Here is a 15,728-nt window from a genome sequence, read left to right as displayed (position 1 = left end):
CACCCCCGCGGGTCGTCAGCCCTTGGTGGCGCCGGCGAGGAGGCCGCGGACGAAGAACCTCTGGAGGGAGAAGAACACGATGAGCGGCACGATGATCGAGATGAACGCGCCGGCCGTGAGCAGCTCCCACGATTGGCCGTAGGAGCCGGTGAGGTCCTGCAGCGCCTTCGTGATCGGCAAGCCCTGTCCGGAGGTGAAGACCGTCGCGACCAGCAGGTCGTTCCAGACCCAGAGGAACTGGAAGATGCCGAAGGAGGCGATGGCGGGGACCGAGAGCGGGAGCACGATGCGGAAGAAGATCTGGCCGTGTCCGGCGCCGTCCACTCGTGCCGCTTCGATGACCTCGCCGGGGATCTCGGAGATGAAGTTGTGGAGCATGAAGATCGCGAGCGGGAGCGCGAAGATCGTGTGCGCGATCCACACCTTCGCGTAGGAGCCGTCCAACCCGTTCACCCCGAGGCCGGGGAGGATGTAGAGCCCTCCGATGCGCAGGCCATCCGAGAACAGCTGCAGCAGCGGCACGAGCGCCATCTGGATGGGGACGATCTGGAGCGAGAACACGAGGACGAAGAGCGTGTTGCGGCCCTTGAAGTCGATCCAGGCGAACGCGTAGGCGGCGAGGCTGGCGATCGTGATCGGGATCAGCGCCGCCGGCAGCGTGATGACCAGCGAGTTCACGAACGCCTTGCCCAGGGTCAGGCTGTCGCCGGAGTTGAGCGCGTTCGCGTAGTTGTCGAGGGTGAAGCCGGGGTTGGCGAAGATCGTCCACCAGCCGGTCGTCTTGATGTCGTTCGCGGGGCGGAACGACGAGATGAACAGACCGAGGGTGGGGACGGTCCAGATGACGGCGATGATCAGCGCGGCGAGGGTGGCGCCGCGCGACGTCGTCGCCTTCTTCACCTTGCCGCTGGCCGCCTCGATCCTGGACTCGCCGCGGGCGAGCGCGCGCTCGGTGCTGCGGTCGACCGGAACCTGGATCGGAGTGGGCGTGACGCTCATCGGATCTCCCTCTGCTTGGCGAGCTGGCGGGCGTTGTAGACGACGATCGGGAGCACGAGCAGGAACAGGATGACCGCGAGGGCCGCGCTGTAGCCGCTGCGGGCGCCGAGCTGGAACTGGCGGACCATCTCGAACGCGAGGACCGTGGTGTCGGAGCGGCCGCCGGTCATCGCCGAGACGATGTCGAAGACCTTCAGCGACGCGATCGAGATCGTCGTGAGGACGACCACGATCGAGGAGCGGATGCCGGGGACGGTGACGTTCCAGAAGGACTGCCACGCGCTGGTGCCGTCGAGCGAGGCCGCTTCGAGCTGCTCGGAGGGGACGCCCTTGATGGCGGCGGAGAGCACCGTCATGGCGAATCCGGCCTGGGTCCAGATGAGGACGACGACGAGGAACAGCGTGTTCCACGGCTCGAGTCCCAGCCAGTCGACCGGCGGGGCGCCGAAGGCGGTGAGGATGCCGTTGAGGAGGCCGATCTGCTCGCCCTGGCGCACGTCGTAGAAGAACTTGAAGATGATCGACGCGCCGACGAACGAGATCGCCATCGGCATGAAGACCAGCAGCTTGAAGAACTTCTCGCCGCGGCTCTTGTCGATGAAGACCGCGTAGGCGAGACCGATCGCGGTCGCCGTGATGGGGGCCAGGAGCACCCAGACCACCGTGTTCAGGAAGGCGGTGATGCCGTCGGGGCTGGTGAAGACCCAGACGAAGTTGTCGATGCCGGCGAATCCGGAGCCGTCGTTCTTCATGAACGCGTTGATGGCCGTCGTGATCGTCGGGTAGATCAGGCCGATGAGGATGAAGAAGGCGGCCGGTGCCATGAACGCGATGAGCTGGAGTCCGTAGCCCGCGCCTTTGCGGGACCGGAAGTCGAGCAGGAACAGCGCGCCGCCGATGACGGCGGCCACCACCGCGACCCAGAGGACGGAGTTGTAGAGGCCGAAGACCAGCAGGAGGACGACCGGCAGGACGACCGTGACCGCGAGCCGGAGGACCGTGTAGCCGGTGCCGCGGCGGGGCGCGATCTCGACGAAGAAGAGGATGAGCGCCACCACGGCCGCGAAGGCCAGGAGGATGAGCGGGATCTGCGCGAGCGGCGGGATTCCCGCCAGCCATTGGAAGAACCCCGAGATGGTGATGGGGGACATGGACGCCCTTTCGAGTGCGACTCTGGACTCAGGAGGGGCCCGGCCCCGGGATCCGTGGATCCGGGGGCCGGGCCGTCACAGCTGAGCCGCCACTCGGGAGCGGCGGCTCTGCTCCGCTGCTAGGAGGTGTAGCCGGCCTGGATCTCCTCGAGCGCCTGGTCGGTGCTCGTGCCGTCGATCCAGTCGACCATGCCCTTGAAGAAGCTGTCCGAGCCCACTGCCTTCGGCATGAGGTCGGACGCGTCGAAGCGGAACGTGGTGTCCGGGTTCTGGAGGATCGCGATGGAGTCCTTCAGGACGTCGCTGCCCGCGTTGGCCGGGTCGAGACCGGTGTTCGCGGAGATGACGCCGCCGAGGGAGACGCGGCTGTTGGCCCAGTCGGCGCTGGCCAGGTACTCCTGGACCTTCGCGGTGTCCTCGTCGTTCGAGAACGCGGCGACCATCTCGCCACCACCGGTGACGGCCTGGGCGTCGTCGGCCTTGACCGGCGGGGTGAGGAAGGCCCACACGTCGCCGTCCTCGGCCACGTTGGCGCCGGCCGAGGTCAGGAAGCCCTCGAAGAACGAGGCCTGGTGGGTCAGCGCGCAGGTGCCGTTCGCCATGTTCTGGGCGACGTCGCCGAAGGCGGTGGAGTTGATCGACTTCACATCGCCGTAGCCGGCGTTGACGAGGGTCGGGTCGAGGAGGATCGATCCGATGGAGTCGAACGCGGACTTGATGGCCGGGTCGGTGAAGGGGGTGTCGCCCGCGACCCAGGAGTCGTAGACGTCGGGGCCGGCCTCGCGGAGGACGGCGTCCTCGATCCAGTCGGTTCCGGGCCAGCCGGAGGCCTCACCGGAGTTGAAGCCCGCGCACCAGGACGGTCCGCCGGTCTTCTCGGCGATCGTCTTGCCGAGCGCCTCCATCTCGTCCCACGTCGTGGGAACGGAGACGCCCCACTCCTTGAACTTGGCTGGGGAGTACCAGATGTAGCCCTTGACGGACGCCATCAGCGGCGCGCCGTACTGGGTGCCGTCGACCTGGCCGTACTTCTGCCAGTCCTCGGACCAGTTCTGCTTGACGTTGGCGAGGGCGCCCTCGGGGAGCTCCTGCACCTTGCCGGAGGCGACGGTGTCGGCGAGCAGACCCGGCTGCGGGAAGATCGCGAGGTCGGGGGTGTCGCCACCCTGGACCTTGATGCCGATCTGCTTCTCGAACTCCTTGTCGCCCGTGTACTTGATCTCGATGCCGCTCTCCTTCTCCCAGTCCGCCCAGGACTGCTCGAGAAGGGTGGCCTCGTCGCCGTTGATGGTGCCGTAGACGTTGACGACGCCGTCGGCGGTGCCGACCGTGCCGGCCGAGCTGCCGCCGCCGGCGTTCGGGTCGTTGGGGTCACTGCTGCTGGAGCAGCCCGCGAGTGCGATGCCGGCCGCTGCCAGAACGGCGACCGGGACGGTGATACGGCGGTGCAGGGATGACCGCATTCTTCCTCCTCATTGAGTGGTGGAACCAGCCGAGCAGGCCGCTCCTCGCCGATCGGGATCGGGAGGCTGTGGCGGCTCGAAGCGTGTGCCGCGACGACTCGGATGCTGGTGATGGCGATGCCAGGAGGAACTCCGAGCGGATCACCGGATTCGTGTGGGTGGGCTCCCACGGAGGGAAACCTTTCCACAAGAACGATGAAAGCACAACGCCGGTGATAGAGCGCTCTCTGAGATAACGATTCGGCGTCAGAACAGCGATCGCGGCGGCCGGGCCGGGCGGAGGTCGATCTCGGTGCGACGCCCGGCCGCCGGGCGGGGTATAACTTCCTGGAACCGTTTCCAGCATCGAGGCCGGACGGTCGGGAGGAACGCCGTGCCAGGCATCGAAGAGGTGGCCGAGCTCGCAGGAGTGTCGAAGGCGACGGTCTCGCGCGCGCTCAGCGGCCGGGGCTACGTCTCCGCGGGGACGAAGCAGCGCGTCGAGCGCGCCGCGACGAGCCTGGGCTACGTCGTCTCCGCCAACGCCTCCAGCCTCGTCACCGGCCGCAGCAACAACATCGCCGTGATCATCCCGATCATCAACCAGTGGTTCTTCGCCGGGATCATCGAGGGCATCGAGCGCGCCCTGCTCGCCGCCGGCTACGACCTGCTCCTCTACAACATCGACAAGCACCTCGACGCCCGCCGGAGCGTGTTCGAGTACTACCTCGTCCGCAAGCGCGTCGACGCGATCGTCGCCGTCACCCTCGAGATATCGCCGCACGAGACGGAGGCGCTCCTCGCCCTGGGCAAGCCCATCGTCGGCATCGGCGGCGAGCTCCCCGGCATCCCCACCTTCAGCATCGACGACGTCGCCGCCTCCCGCCTCGCCACGGAGCACCTGCTCTCCCTCGGCCATGAGCGGGTCGTCCACATCGGCGGGCTCGCGGAGGAGGAGATGGACTTCCACGTCCACACGCAGCGCCGCGACGGCTTCCGCCAGGCGCTCGCCGCCGCCGGCCTCGAGCCGGGCGCGCAGGACATCGTGCCCACCACCTTCGACATCCCCGGCGGGCACAGCGCCGGACGGCAGGTCCTCGGCGACCCGCGGACCCGGCCGACGGCGATCTTCGCCGCCTCCGACGAGATCGCGATCGGGATCATCCTCGCGGCGCGCGAGCTCGGCCTCTCGGTGCCCGAGGACGTCTCCGTCATCGGGATCGACGACCACCCCCTCGCCGAGCTCTTCGGTCTCAGCTCGATCCGCCAGGACCCGCGTCAGCAGGGCGAGCTCGCGGTCGCGCTGGTGCTGGACGCGCTGGCCGCCCTCGGTCGCGGCGAGCCCCCTCCCCCGGCCCGCCACACGCTGATCCCCGCCTCGCTGGTGATCCGCACCAGCACCTCGGCGCCGCGGGGAGCGAGAATCGGAGCATGAGCGACTCCGACACCCCCACCGTCCGCGACGTCCCCGAGCGGTCCCGCTTCGTGATCGAGGTCGGCGGCACCCCGGCCGGCTTCGCCGCGTACACCCGCCAGGGCGACGAGGTGACGCTCACCCACACCGTCGTCGACGACGCGTGGGAGGGCCACGGCCTCGGGAGCATCCTCGCGCTGGCCGCGGTCACCGCGATCACGGAGGCGGGCGGCACGGTCGTCCCGCGCTGCCCCTTCGTCGCGGCCTGGCTGCGCAAGCACCCGGACGTCGACGCCCGGGTCCGCTGGCCCGAGGACTGACTCACTCCGGGGGCGTCCTGCTCCCGATCTCCTGGAGCGCCCAGGTGTTGCCGTCCGGATCGGCGAAGTACGCGTACTGCACGCCGCCCAGGTCCTGGACCTCGCTGATCTCGAGCGAGCGGCCGACGAGCTCCGCGCGAGCGGCGGCGATGTCGTCGACGACGAGGTGGAGGGAGCGGACGACGCCCTCCTCCGGACCGGGGCCCATCCCGCTGCCGACCACGATCGAGCAGGCCGAGCCGGGCGGGGTGAGCTGGACCACGCGCATCGCGGCGGAGGGCCGCACGTCGTGGTCGAGGTGGAAGCCCATCACCTCCGTGTAGAAGGCGACCGCGCGGTCGACGTCGCTGACGGGGAGGGGGACGAGCTCGAGTTGCATCTGCACGCGACCAGTGTGCCGCGCGGCGGAACCGTGCGGGAGGGGGTCAGTCGCGCGGGCCGACGACGAGGCGCTCGTGCATGATCTCGACGGCGCGCTCGAGGACGCGGCGGTCCTCCGGAGTCAGATCGGCGAAGATCGGCGTCAGCGCGTCGCCGAGGTCGGTCCGCCAGGCGTTCAGCGCGTCCGCGCCGGCGGGAGCCAGGCGGATCTGCCAGGCGCGCGCGTCGAGGGGATCGGCGATGCGGTCGAGCCAGCCGGTCTCGACGAGGTTCTTCACGATCTTGGTCATCGTGGGCTGCGAGACGCGGCTCTGGGAGGCGAGCTCCCCCAGGCGCATCGGGCCCATCGAGAGGAGCACCGAGAGCGTGCGCCAGACGGCCTGCGACTCCTGGTTGCCGGTCGCCTGGGCGGCAAGGCGGGTGATCCGGTGCGTCACCGAGACGAAGTCGCTCAGGAGCTCGCTGAGCGAGACCTCGCTGGGCGGGACGTCGCGGGCGGGGAGCCCGGCGAGCAGATCGTGAGCAGTCACGCTCCGATCCTAGGGGCGCGCGCCGCCAACGGCCGGGAACGACGAAGGGCGCCGCCTCCGAGGAGACGACGCCCTGCGTCTGCAGGCGTGCCTGCGTCACCCTGACGAGCGACCGACCGGAGCCGGCACCCGCGACGGGTGAAGGGGATTACTTGACGGTGACGGTCGCGCCGGCGCCCTCGAGCTGAGCCTTGGCCTTCTCGGCGGTCTCCTTGTTGACGGCCTCGAGGACCGCCTTGGGGGCACCGTCGACGAGCGCCTTCGCCTCACCGAGGCCGAGGCTGGTGAGGGCGCGCACCTCCTTGATGACCTGGATCTTCTTCTCGCCGGCGGCCTCGAGCACGACGTCGAACTCGGTCTGCTCCTCGACCTCTTCGGCGGGGGCGGCCGGGCCGGCCACACCGGCGGCGGCGACGGGCGCCGCAGCGGTGACCTCGAAGACCTCTTCGAACTTCTTGACGAACTCCGAGAGCTCGATGAGCGTGAGCTCCTTGAAGGCCTCGATGAGCTCGTCCTGCGTGAGCTTTGCCATGATTTTTCTCCTTGTTTTTCTTTGTCTACGAACCGCGCGCGCACTGCTTCCCGGAAGGGGAAGACGTCAGCTCGCGGACTCCTGCTTCTCGCGCAGCGCCTCGACCGTGCGAACGGCCTTCGAGAGCGGAGCGTTGAACAGATATGCGGCGCCGAACAGCGAGGCCTTGAAGGCGCCGGCGAGCTTGCCGAGCAGAACTTCGCGGGACTCGAGGTCGGCGAGCTTGCCCACCTCTTCTGCGGTCAGCGGGTTACCGTCGAAGTAACCGCCCTTGACCACGAGGAGAGGGTTTGCCTTGGCGAAGGCACGCAGCGACTTCGCGACGGCGACAGGGTCGCCGTGCACGAACGCGATGGCCGAGGGGCCAGCGAGCTCGTCGTCGAAGGACGAGATACCGGCGTTGTTCGCCGCGATCTTGGTCAGCGTGTTCTTCACCACGGCGTAGGTTGCGTGCTCACTGATGTCCTTGCGCAGCGTCTTGAGCTGAGCAACAGTGAGACCGCGGTACTCGGTCAGCAGAACGGCCGTCGAGCTCTGGAACTTCTCCGTGAGTTCGGCAACCGAGGCTTCCTTGTTCGCCATGGCTACTCCTGTGAATTCTCGTGCCGGTAGCCCGAAGGCAGGCAAAGAAAAAAGCTCCGGCACAGGGGCGCGGAGCTTCGGGATCGCGGTGAGGCGGAACTGAACTCGTGCACCTGCGCGGGCAATTCGCTTCGCGAATCCTTCGTCCGGTGGCGATCCGCGGGGCCGGGGCCCTGCTCGTGCGCACACCGGAAACCGGCGGTCTTTGGCTTCGGGAAGCGTACGTCATCGCGGCGCGCGGGCGCAAGTCGAGGAGGAGGGCCCGCTCGCGGGATGCTGGAGGCATGACCGGCCCGACCCCCGACTCCGCCCGCGACGTCGACTCCGCGATCGCCTCGGTGGAGGGCGAGCTCAGCACCCTCTTCAACCGCGTGCGGGCGGCGATGCGCTCCTACGCCGAGCGTCTCCACCCAGAGCTGACGCCGCTGGGCTACAAGACGATCTCGGCGCTCGAGCGCCGCGGACCCGTGCACTCGGGCGTGCTGGCCGAGCTCCTCGAGATGGACAAGTCGGCGCTCAGCCGCCAGATCACGGCGCTCGACCGCCTCGGCTTCCTCGAGCGCACCCCCGACCCGCAGGACGGCCGCGCCACGATCCTCTCGGTGACTCCGGCGACCGCCGCGCGGCTGCGCGAGATCCGCAGCTCGAACCAGGCGCTGATGCACGAGGAGCTGCGCAGCTGGGCGCTCGCCGACGTCGAGCTCTTCGCCTCTCTCCTGCACAGGATCAACGACCTCGACATCTGACGCCTAGCACCCCGTCCGTCCGGGGACAATCGCCGGACGCCGCCCGCTCGACTGCGTAGTTTCGGAGGCGATGGACCAGCACTCCTCCTCTCTCCTCCCCCACGACGTGGACGGCGCGCTCGGCTTCGCGCGCGGTCTGAGCACCGACGCGCCCCGGCCCGGCACCGGTCGCACCGCCGAGCTGCACGGTCTCCTCGAGCGCCTGGCTCGGCACGACCTCGGCGTCGCGCGCGCGGTGGAGCCGCACCTCGACGCTCTCGCGATCCTCGGCGAGGCGGAGCTCGTCCCGTCCGGACTCGGAGTCGCCGCCGACGCCGCCTGGGGGGTCTTCGCGGCCGAGGGCGGCGGGGATCCTCTGGTCGCCCGCGAGAGCGACGGCGACTGGCTGCTCGACGGAGTGAAGCCCTGGTGCTCGCTGGCCGACCGCCTCGACGCCGCCCTCGTCACCGCCCACGTCGGGGACGCCTCCGGCGAGCGCCGCCTCTTCGCCGTGGCGCTGCGCGACGGGACGGCGACGCCGGAGCAGGACGCCTGGCACGCGCGGGGCCTGACGGAGGTGCCCAGCGGACCGGTCCGCTTCTCCGGCACCCGCGCCGTCCCCGTGGGGGACGCCGGCTGGTACCTCTCGCGGCCCGGCTTCGCCTGGGGCGGCATCGGCGTCGCCGCCTGCTGGCACGGCGGAGCCCTCGGAGTCGCGGCGGCCGTCGCGGCGGCGGCCGCCCGACGCGAGGACCCGCACCTCCTGGCCCACCTCGGAGCGATCGACACGGCGCTCTCCGCGTCGCGCCGGGCGCTGGACGAGGCCGCCGCGGCGGTCGACGCGGGCGAGGCCGACGGCCCCCGCGGCTCGCTGCTCGCCAAGCGCGTGCGGGCGAGCGTCGCCGGAGCGGTCGAGGAGATCCTGCTCCGCGCCGGCCGCGCGCTCGGCCCGGCTCCGCTCGCCCTCGACGCCGAGCACGCCAAGCGCGTCGCCGATCTCGCGCTCTACGTCCGCCAGCACCACGCCGAGCGCGACGACGCCGCTCTCGGCCGCGCCGTGCTCGCCTCGGGCGAGGCGGCCTCCTGGTGAGCCGGCCCTTCGACGGGCGCCTCGAAGGCACTCCTCTCGAGCGCTGGACCGCGGACGGCCGCCGCGACCGCCTCCCGGAGCTGACCCTGCCCGACGGGATCCGGCGCGTCCTGGTGGTCGTGGCGCACGCCGACGACGAGACCCTCGGCTGCGGCGGCACCATCGCGCTCGCGCGTCGGCGCGGGATCGCGGTCGACGTCGTCGTCGTGACCGACGGAGCCGCGGCCCACGGGGAGCGGGACGCGGACCTCGCTGCCGAGCGCCGGCGGGAGGCCTCGGACGCACTGGCGGAGCTCGGCCCCGGCATCGGGCTCGCCTTCCTCGACGTGCCGGACTCGGCGACCCCGGAGCACCACGAGCGCATCGCACGCGAGGTGCGCGAGCGGGCGGCCGGCGCCCCCGGGACCGTCCTGCTCCTCTCCACCTGGACCGGGGACGGGCACCGGGACCACCGCGTGGTCGGCGAGGTCTGCGCGGAGGTCGCTCGCGAGCTCGGGCAGCCGCTCCTCGCCGCGCCGATCTGGCTGTGGCACTGGGCGGACCCGGAGGACCCCGAGGTGCCGTGGGGCGATCTCGTGCGCCTGCCGCTCGACGACGAGCTGCTCGAGCGCACCCGCCGCGCCCGCTCCCGCTATCCCAGCCAGACCCGCCCCGGGCCCGACGGGACCGGTCCGGTGCTCCATCCGCTCTTCCTGCGCACCTTCACCGGGAACGACCGGCTGGTGAGGATCGCATGAGCTACTTCGACGAGCTGTACGCCCGCCACGAGGACCCGTGGGGGTACACGAGCCGCTGGTACGAGCAGCGCAAGCGCGCCCTGACCCTCGCGAGCCTGCCGGAGCAGCGCTACGGCTCCGTGCTGGAGATCGGCGCCTCGATCGGCGTGCTGGCCGAGGCGCTGGCCGACCGGGCCGACCGCCTGCTGGCGATCGACGTGTCGAGCGCCGCCGTCGAGCGCGCCGCCCGCCGCCTCGCTCCGCTCGAGCACGTGCGGGTCGAGCACCACGACATCACCCGCGGCGTGCCGGAGGGTCCGTTCGACCTGGTCGTGCTCTCGGAGGTCGGCTACTACCTCGGCGACGCCCTCCCCGGCGTGCTGCGCACCGTCCGCGACGCCCTCGCCCCCGCGGGGGAGCTCGTCACCGTGCACTGGCGGCATCCGATCGAGGGGCTCGCTCTGGACGGCGACGCCGTGCAGTCCGCCGTGGCCGAGCTGGGCCTGCACCGCCTCGCCCGCCACGAGGAGGAGGACGTCCTGCTCGAGGTCCACGCCCGCGACTCCCGCTCGGTCGCCCGCCGGACGGGGCTGGTGTGAGCCGGCTCGCGCAGGTGCTGGTCGTCGTGCCCGCGCGCGACGAGGAGGAGCGGATCGGCGGCCTGATCGCCTCCGTCCAGGCCAGTGCGACCCACCTCGCCCATCGGGCGCCCGGAATCGGGATGCGCCTCGTGGTCGCCGCGGACGGCTGCTCCGACGCGACCGGTGAGCGGGCCCGCGCCGCCGGCGCCGAGGTGCTGGAGCTCGCCCGCTGCGGAGTTGGCGCCGCCCGCTCCGCCGGGATCGCGCACGCCCTCTCCTCCGTCACCGCTCCGCTCGAGCAGGTGTGGATCGCCAACACCGACGCCGACACCGTGGTCCCCCGCGACTGGCTGGCCGCCCACGTCGAGCACTCCCGACGGCACGACGCGCTGCTCGGCACGGTCCGGCCCGACCCGGCCGACCTCTCCCCCGGTGCCTACTCGCGCTGGCGAGACGTCCGCGCGCGGGAGGAGTCGATCGGCAGCATCCACGGCGCGAACCTCGGCGTCCGCGCGAGCGCATACCTCGCGGCGGGCGGCTTCGGCCGGGAGCCGCTGCACGAGGACGTCCTGCTCGTCGAGCGGCTGCGCGCGAGCGGCGCCCGGGTCGGAGCGACGGACCGCGGCGAGGTGGTCACCTCCGGCCGCCGCGACAACCGGGTCGAGGGCGGCTACGGCCACTACCTCCACGCTCGCTTCCCGTCCGAGACGTCTCCGGCCTGCGGCTGAATCGGGTACACGCGCACGCGGAACACGATGCGAGGGGTCCCTGTCAATGGTCGGGCCGTGGTTTGTCATGGATTGCGCAGGAGAGTCAAATGGGTGTCGAGCACGACCCGGTGCTCTCCGATGGAAGGGTCACCGCATGAATCCCCGCCTCGTCCTGCTGGCACTGGTCGCCTTCACCGCCTACGTGTTCGGCTCCCGCGCCGGCCGCGGCCGCTACGAAGAGCTGCGCCACCTCGCACTCGGCGTGTGGAACGACCCGGCCACGAAGAAGACCCGCAAGAAGCTCAAGAAGACCTCCAAGCGCGAGGCCAAGCAGCTCACCGCCATCGCGAGCAAGGCCCGCGACAAGGTGCAGCGCCGCCTCCGCTGACCCCCGCTTCCACGACTCACAGGACACCGGCCCGCCGGTGTCTCCGCTCGCATCGGAACGGCCGATCGAGCACGAACTGAAGGAGAAACCTCATGGGCATCATCAGCTGGATCATCCTCGGCCTCATCGCCGGGGCGCTCGCCAAGCTCATCCTCCCGGGCAAGCAGGGCGGCGGATGGATCATCACGATCGTCCTCGGCATCGTGGGCGCGCTGCTCGGCGGCTTCCTCAGCACGCTGTTCGGCATCCAGGACGCCGTCAACGGCATCAACATCGTGAGCATCATCGTCTCCGTCGTCGGTGCGATCGTCGTCCTCCTCATCTACGGCGCGATCGTCGGCCGCAAGTCCCGCGCGTAAGTCGCGCTCCCCGAAGGCCCCCGGCATCCGTGCCGGGGGCCTTCGGCGTTCCCGGAGCGGGCGCACCTCTGCTCAGGGGATCCGACTCCTCCTCCGCGGGGAAGCTGGATGTCCGCCGAGCGCGCAAGGGGTTGATGCTGAGAGCCGCAGGCGATGGACTGGAGGAACGACGGCGCGGCTCCACTGCGCCTTCGCCCCGACGAAAGGACGTACTCGCTCATGAGCGACGACACCGCAACGGTCCCCACGATCACCCTGAACAACGGCGTGGAGATCCCGCAGCTGGGCTTCGGCGTGTTCCAGATCGACCCGGCCGAGACCAAGGACGCGACCCTGGCGGCCCTCGAGGTCGGCTACCGCCACATCGACACCGCCGAGATGTACGGCAACGAGGCGGGCGTCGGCGAGGCCGTCCGCGCCTCCGGCCTCGACCGCTCCGAGGTCTTCGTGACCAGCAAGCTCAACAACGGCTTCCACGCCCGCGAGGACGCTCTCGCCGCGATCGACGTCACCCTCGGCGAGCTGCAGTTCGACTACGTCGACCTCTTCCTCATCCACTGGCCGCTCCCGAACGTGGGCGACTACCTGGAGACCTGGAAGGCGATGGAGGAGATCTACCGCAGCGGCAAGGCGAAGGCGATCGGCGTCTCCAACTTCCAGACCAACCACCTCAACCGGCTCCGCGCCGAGGCGACCATCGTCCCGGCCGTGAACCAGATCGAGGTGCACCCCTACCTCGTGCAGCAGGAGCTCCGCGCCTACGGCACCGAGCACGGCATCGCGACCGAGGCCTGGTCGCCGATCGCGCAGGGCCTCGTCCTCGACGACGACACCATCACCCGCATCGCGCGCAACGTCGACCGCAGCCCGGCGCAGGTCGTGCTCCGCTGGCACATCCAGCGCGGCGACATCGTCTTCCCGAAGTCGGTCACCCGCAAGCGCGTGGAGGAGAACTTCGCCCTCTTCGACTTCGAGCTCGACGACGAGGCGATGACCGACATCACGGCGCTCGACCGCGGCCACCGCACCGGCCCCGACCCCGACACCTTCAACTACATCCCGAGCTGATCCTCGGCTCCACGGAGCGCGCCCGGCCTGCAGTCATCCTGCGGACCGGGCGCGCTCGTGCGTGGGGCGGCGAGCCGAGCCGCGCACGAACAGGGCGGGTCTCGAGACGCCGCGCTGCCGCTCCTCGACCGGCACGGTCACGGGCCGACCGCACCCCTGCTGATCGGAGGAGCGGGTGCAGCCCGCGCATCGAGGTCCACCACCGACGAACAGCGCGGACCCCGATGCGCCTGGCCCGCGGATCAGCCCTGCTGCGAGTCGCGCCAGGAGTGCTCGGGGGCGTAGCCGAGGACGTCGCGGGCGTGGTCGATCGAGAGCAGGGTCCCGGTGGTCCCGAGGTCGCCGCGCAGCTCGACGCCGGGGAACACCTCGGCCACCAGCTCGGCGTTGGGGCGCGTCATCACGGTGTCGGCCGCGGCGATGATGAAGCGGTCGAACCCGGTCGTCTCGGCGAGCAGCGCCTTCTCGACCGCCTGCGCTCCGTCGCGTCCGTCGATGTAGCCCCAGAGGTTCCACTTGCGCAGCAGCGCGTCGGAGTCGAACGACGGGAACTCGGCGTAGTCGGCCTCGTCCATGACGTTCGAGAAGCGCAGGCCCGTGATCTTCAGGTCCGGGTGCCAGCGGCACAGCTCGATCGCCATCTGCTCCTCGAGGTGCTTGGTGAGCGAGTAGACCGACTCCGGGCGCGCCGGGTACTGCTCGTCGACCGGGATGTAGGGCGGCGGGACGTCGAAGGGCAGGCCCAGCACGGTCTCGCTGGAGGCGTAGACGACGTTGCGGATGCCGGCACGGATCGCTCCGTGGAAGGCGTTGAACGTCGCGATCATGTTGTTGTGGAACGTGGCGACGTCGGGCACGAGGCCCGGCGCGGGTATCGCGGCGAGGTGCACGAGCGCGTCGATGCCCTCGTACTGGTCGTTCACCGACTGCAGCGCGTCCACGACCTGGCCGTAGTCGGCGATGTCGATGCGGACGAAGCCCGCGCCGCGGTCCCCCGCGCGGTCCAGGTTGAAGACCTCGTGCCCGGAAGCGCGGAGGCGGGTGACGACGTGGCGGCCGAGCTTGCCGGATCCACCGGTGACTGCGATTCTCATGCTCGAACGCTAACGGGCCTGAGCGACGAGGGACGAGGGTTGCGGATCAGCTCCGGGCATGGAGCGAGATCGCGCCGCCGACCTCGGGCGTCGTCTCGTCGGCGACGAGCTCCGTCCAGCGGCGGAGCACGGCGGCGCCGGCCGCGTCGTTCACGGCTCCGTCGACGACGAGGACCGGGTAGGGCTTCTCGGGCACGCCCTCTGCGGGCCGCACGTCGACGTGGGCGACGTCGTAGGCGTGCTCGAACAGCCAGTCGGCCATCGCGTAGTCGCTCCGGGAGTCGCCGACCGTGCGCCAGCGCTGCGGGATCGCGCCGGTCGCTCCGAGCAGCTCCACGGCGCGCTGGGCGCCGAGGTCCTTGCCGAGCCGGTTCGACTCGATGTCGGTCGAGATGACGGTCGGGTCGATGCGGAAGTCGACCGTCCCCTCCTCGTTCGGGTACCGGATGCCGCGGCGCTCGACTCCCAGGCCCGCGGCGGTCATGATCTGCAGGGCGTCGGCGTCGAACACGAGCTGGCGCTCGAGGTAGTCCTCGCTCGGCAGGTCGACCAGCTGCTCGGCCGAGACCATGGCGCGCTTGGTCTCGTCGAAGAAGACCAGGTCGTCGTAGTCGGAGCGGATCATCCGCTCGAGGTCGCGGGCCACCGGCTCGGGGATCGCGAGCGACTCGTCGACGATCGGCTCCGAGGTGCCGCGGTAGTCGACGGTGAACCAGACGGCGCCCTTCTCGCAGACGCAGACGATGCGGGCCTCGGCCGAGACGCCGCGCTCGAGGAGCGCGGGCAGGACACGCTCGCGCAGGAACGCGTCGGAGCGGCCCGTGTTGAACACGATCGGGATGCCGGCGTTGGCCAGGGTGACGAGGTCGTCGGCGATCTCGGGGATCGAGATCGTGCGCGTGACGGGGCTCGCGATGGGCCCGTCGACGTCGAGGAGCAGGCCGAGCGGAGGGGGTGTGGAGGTCATCGTGTCCCATTCTGCCGTGCCGGGGCCGCTCGACGCCTCCGTGACCGCCTCCGCGCGGGCGGAGCGGTTCAGGAGGCGGGGACGAGGGTGCGCTGGGCGGTGGTGCCGTCGGGAGCGAGGACGGCGAGGGTGATCAGGGTCTCGGAGTCGCGGCAGTCGGCGGTGACGGCGGTGTAGCCGGACGCCGCGAGGTCGACGGGCTCGCCCGCGCTCGCGTCGGTGGTGCCGACGGCCAGGCGGGCGGTGGCACCTCCGCTCGTCTCCCACGACAGGGCGAGCGGGACGGAGGCGGTGCGGTCGCCCTCGCAGTCGACGGAGGCGGGGGTGGAGGCGAAGGAGACGATCGCGGGAGGAGCATCGGATCCGGTGCCCGGCTCGGTGTCTGACGGTGCGGCGGAGGCCGTCGATGCGGGGGCGGCGGCGCCGTCGGTCGCCTCCGCGGAGCCGGGAGCGGCGGACGTCGCCGGAACGGTCCCGGACTGCGCCGAGGACGGGCGCGCGGACGCCGTGGCTGCGCCGGGCGCTTGCCCGCCGGCGGGCCGGACGAGCAGCACGATCGCGAGGACGACGGCGACGAGTCCGAGGGCGCACGAGGCGAGGAAGCCGAGCCAGCGCAGCGCGGTCATGCCGCACCCACGGCGAGTCCGTGGCGTCCCGCGGCGGCGGGGCCGCTCGGAGC

At 71.0% G+C, this 15,728-nt stretch carries 20 protein-coding genes; 10 read left to right on the top strand and 10 right to left on the bottom strand.

Features of this window, described 5'->3' with window-relative positions; all coding sequences use genetic code 11:
- Nucleotides 1–15: 15 nt before the first annotated feature.
- From C5C36_RS16635 to C5C36_RS16625, 3 genes are all read right to left on the bottom strand, one after another.
- Nucleotides 16–999 (bottom strand): carbohydrate ABC transporter permease, encoded by a 984-nt coding sequence (locus C5C36_RS16635; protein WP_104224339.1) that lies wholly within the window; start codon nt 997–999, stop codon nt 16–18.
- A complete protein-coding gene (locus tag C5C36_RS16630; RefSeq protein WP_181027270.1) occupies nt 996–2,150 on the bottom strand; it encodes a carbohydrate ABC transporter permease in 1,155 nt (384 codons plus the stop codon). Before C5C36_RS16630 ends, C5C36_RS16635 begins: the two co-directional genes overlap by 4 nt.
- A 119-nt stretch (nt 2,151–2,269) precedes the next feature.
- Entirely contained in the window at nt 2,270–3,613 is a 1,344-nt protein-coding gene (locus C5C36_RS16625) for an ABC transporter substrate-binding protein (protein WP_104310075.1), read from the bottom strand.
- A gap of 373 nt (nt 3,614–3,986) precedes the next feature.
- On the opposite strand from C5C36_RS16625, the gene C5C36_RS16620 reads away from it, so the two are divergent.
- Together C5C36_RS16620 and C5C36_RS16615 are read left to right on the top strand one after the other, a co-directional pair.
- Complete coding sequence (locus tag C5C36_RS16620; RefSeq protein WP_104224337.1) at nt 3,987–5,027, top strand: LacI family DNA-binding transcriptional regulator; 1,041 nt, start codon at nt 3,987–3,989, stop codon at nt 5,025–5,027.
- The gene (locus tag C5C36_RS16615) at nt 5,024–5,326 is read left to right on the top strand and encodes a GNAT family N-acetyltransferase (RefSeq protein WP_104262982.1); all 303 of its coding nucleotides are present in this window, start codon (nt 5,024–5,026) and stop codon (nt 5,324–5,326) included. The genes C5C36_RS16620 and C5C36_RS16615 overlap by 4 nt, the downstream gene beginning before the upstream one ends.
- A gap of 1 nt (nt 5,327) precedes the next feature.
- On the opposite strand, the gene C5C36_RS16610 is transcribed toward C5C36_RS16615, so the two are convergent.
- The 4 genes from C5C36_RS16610 to rplJ all read right to left on the bottom strand — a co-directional run bounded on the left by C5C36_RS16610 (nt 5,328) and on the right by rplJ (nt 7,351).
- On the bottom strand, nt 5,328–5,711 hold the full coding sequence (locus tag C5C36_RS16610) for a VOC family protein (RefSeq protein WP_181133847.1): 384 nt from the start codon (nt 5,709–5,711) through the stop codon (nt 5,328–5,330).
- Nucleotides 5,712–5,751: 40 nt separating this feature from the next.
- Nucleotides 5,752–6,237 (bottom strand): MarR family winged helix-turn-helix transcriptional regulator, encoded by a 486-nt coding sequence (locus C5C36_RS16605; protein WP_244229591.1) that lies wholly within the window; start codon nt 6,235–6,237, stop codon nt 5,752–5,754.
- Between the two features lie 148 nt (nt 6,238–6,385).
- Complete coding sequence (gene rplL, locus C5C36_RS16600; RefSeq protein WP_104224335.1) at nt 6,386–6,769, bottom strand: 50S ribosomal protein L7/L12; 384 nt, start codon at nt 6,767–6,769, stop codon at nt 6,386–6,388.
- Nucleotides 6,770–6,835: 66 nt separating this feature from the next.
- Nucleotides 6,836–7,351 (bottom strand): 50S ribosomal protein L10, encoded by a 516-nt coding sequence (gene rplJ / locus C5C36_RS16595; protein ID WP_055791018.1) that lies wholly within the window; start codon nt 7,349–7,351, stop codon nt 6,836–6,838.
- A 284-nt stretch (nt 7,352–7,635) separates the two neighbouring features.
- Here rplJ and C5C36_RS16590 point away from each other — a divergent pair, with 284 nt between their 5' ends.
- From C5C36_RS16590 to C5C36_RS16560, 8 genes are all read left to right on the top strand, one after another.
- Entirely contained in the window at nt 7,636–8,097 is a 462-nt protein-coding gene (locus C5C36_RS16590) for a MarR family winged helix-turn-helix transcriptional regulator (protein ID WP_104224334.1), read from the top strand.
- A 70-nt stretch (nt 8,098–8,167) separates the two neighbouring features.
- Complete coding sequence (locus C5C36_RS17415; protein WP_146085363.1) at nt 8,168–9,166, top strand: acyl-CoA/acyl-ACP dehydrogenase; 999 nt, start codon at nt 8,168–8,170, stop codon at nt 9,164–9,166.
- Nucleotides 9,163–9,903, top strand: coding sequence for a PIG-L deacetylase family protein (locus C5C36_RS17410; RefSeq protein ID WP_181133846.1), 741 nt, complete (start codon nt 9,163–9,165; stop codon nt 9,901–9,903). The genes C5C36_RS17415 and C5C36_RS17410 overlap by 4 nt, the downstream gene beginning before the upstream one ends.
- Complete coding sequence (locus tag C5C36_RS16580) at nt 9,900–10,481, top strand: class I SAM-dependent methyltransferase (RefSeq protein ID WP_104310074.1); 582 nt, start codon at nt 9,900–9,902, stop codon at nt 10,479–10,481. Before C5C36_RS17410 ends, C5C36_RS16580 begins: the two co-directional genes overlap by 4 nt.
- Nucleotides 10,478–11,191, top strand: a complete 714-nt coding sequence (locus C5C36_RS16575) for a glycosyltransferase family 2 protein (protein ID WP_104310073.1) — start codon at nt 10,478–10,480, stop codon at nt 11,189–11,191. Before C5C36_RS16580 ends, C5C36_RS16575 begins: the two co-directional genes overlap by 4 nt.
- Nucleotides 11,192–11,327: 136 nt before the next feature.
- Nucleotides 11,328–11,561 (top strand): hypothetical protein, encoded by a 234-nt coding sequence (locus C5C36_RS16570; protein ID WP_104227476.1) that lies wholly within the window; start codon nt 11,328–11,330, stop codon nt 11,559–11,561.
- Between the two features lie 92 nt (nt 11,562–11,653).
- On the top strand, nt 11,654–11,920 hold the full coding sequence (locus tag C5C36_RS16565; protein WP_104224330.1) for a GlsB/YeaQ/YmgE family stress response membrane protein: 267 nt from the start codon (nt 11,654–11,656) through the stop codon (nt 11,918–11,920).
- Nucleotides 11,921–12,139: 219 nt separating this feature from the next.
- Nucleotides 12,140–12,988, top strand: a complete 849-nt coding sequence (locus C5C36_RS16560; RefSeq protein WP_104248244.1) for an aldo/keto reductase — start codon at nt 12,140–12,142, stop codon at nt 12,986–12,988.
- Between the two features lie 242 nt (nt 12,989–13,230).
- Here the strand turns inward: C5C36_RS16560 and C5C36_RS16555 are convergent, their stop codons facing one another.
- The 3 genes from C5C36_RS16555 to C5C36_RS16545 form a co-directional block, all read right to left on the bottom strand.
- Nucleotides 13,231–14,082 carry an NAD(P)-dependent oxidoreductase gene (locus C5C36_RS16555; RefSeq protein ID WP_104310072.1) on the bottom strand — a complete coding sequence of 284 codons (852 nt, stop codon included), beginning with the start codon at nt 14,080–14,082 and terminating at the stop codon, nt 13,231–13,233.
- A 46-nt stretch (nt 14,083–14,128) separates the two neighbouring features.
- Entirely contained in the window at nt 14,129–15,049 is a 921-nt protein-coding gene (locus C5C36_RS16550) for a hypothetical protein (protein ID WP_104234599.1), read from the bottom strand.
- Between the two features lie 68 nt (nt 15,050–15,117).
- Nucleotides 15,118–15,675, bottom strand: coding sequence for a hypothetical protein (locus C5C36_RS16545; RefSeq protein ID WP_104310071.1), 558 nt, complete (start codon nt 15,673–15,675; stop codon nt 15,118–15,120).
- Nucleotides 15,676–15,728 lie beyond the last annotated feature (53 nt).

The sequence above is a fragment of the Rathayibacter sp. AY1G1 genome (assembly GCF_002932095.1).
Lineage (GTDB): Bacteria > Actinomycetota > Actinomycetes > Actinomycetales > Microbacteriaceae > Rathayibacter.
This window is presented reverse-complemented; position numbering and strand designations above follow the sequence as displayed.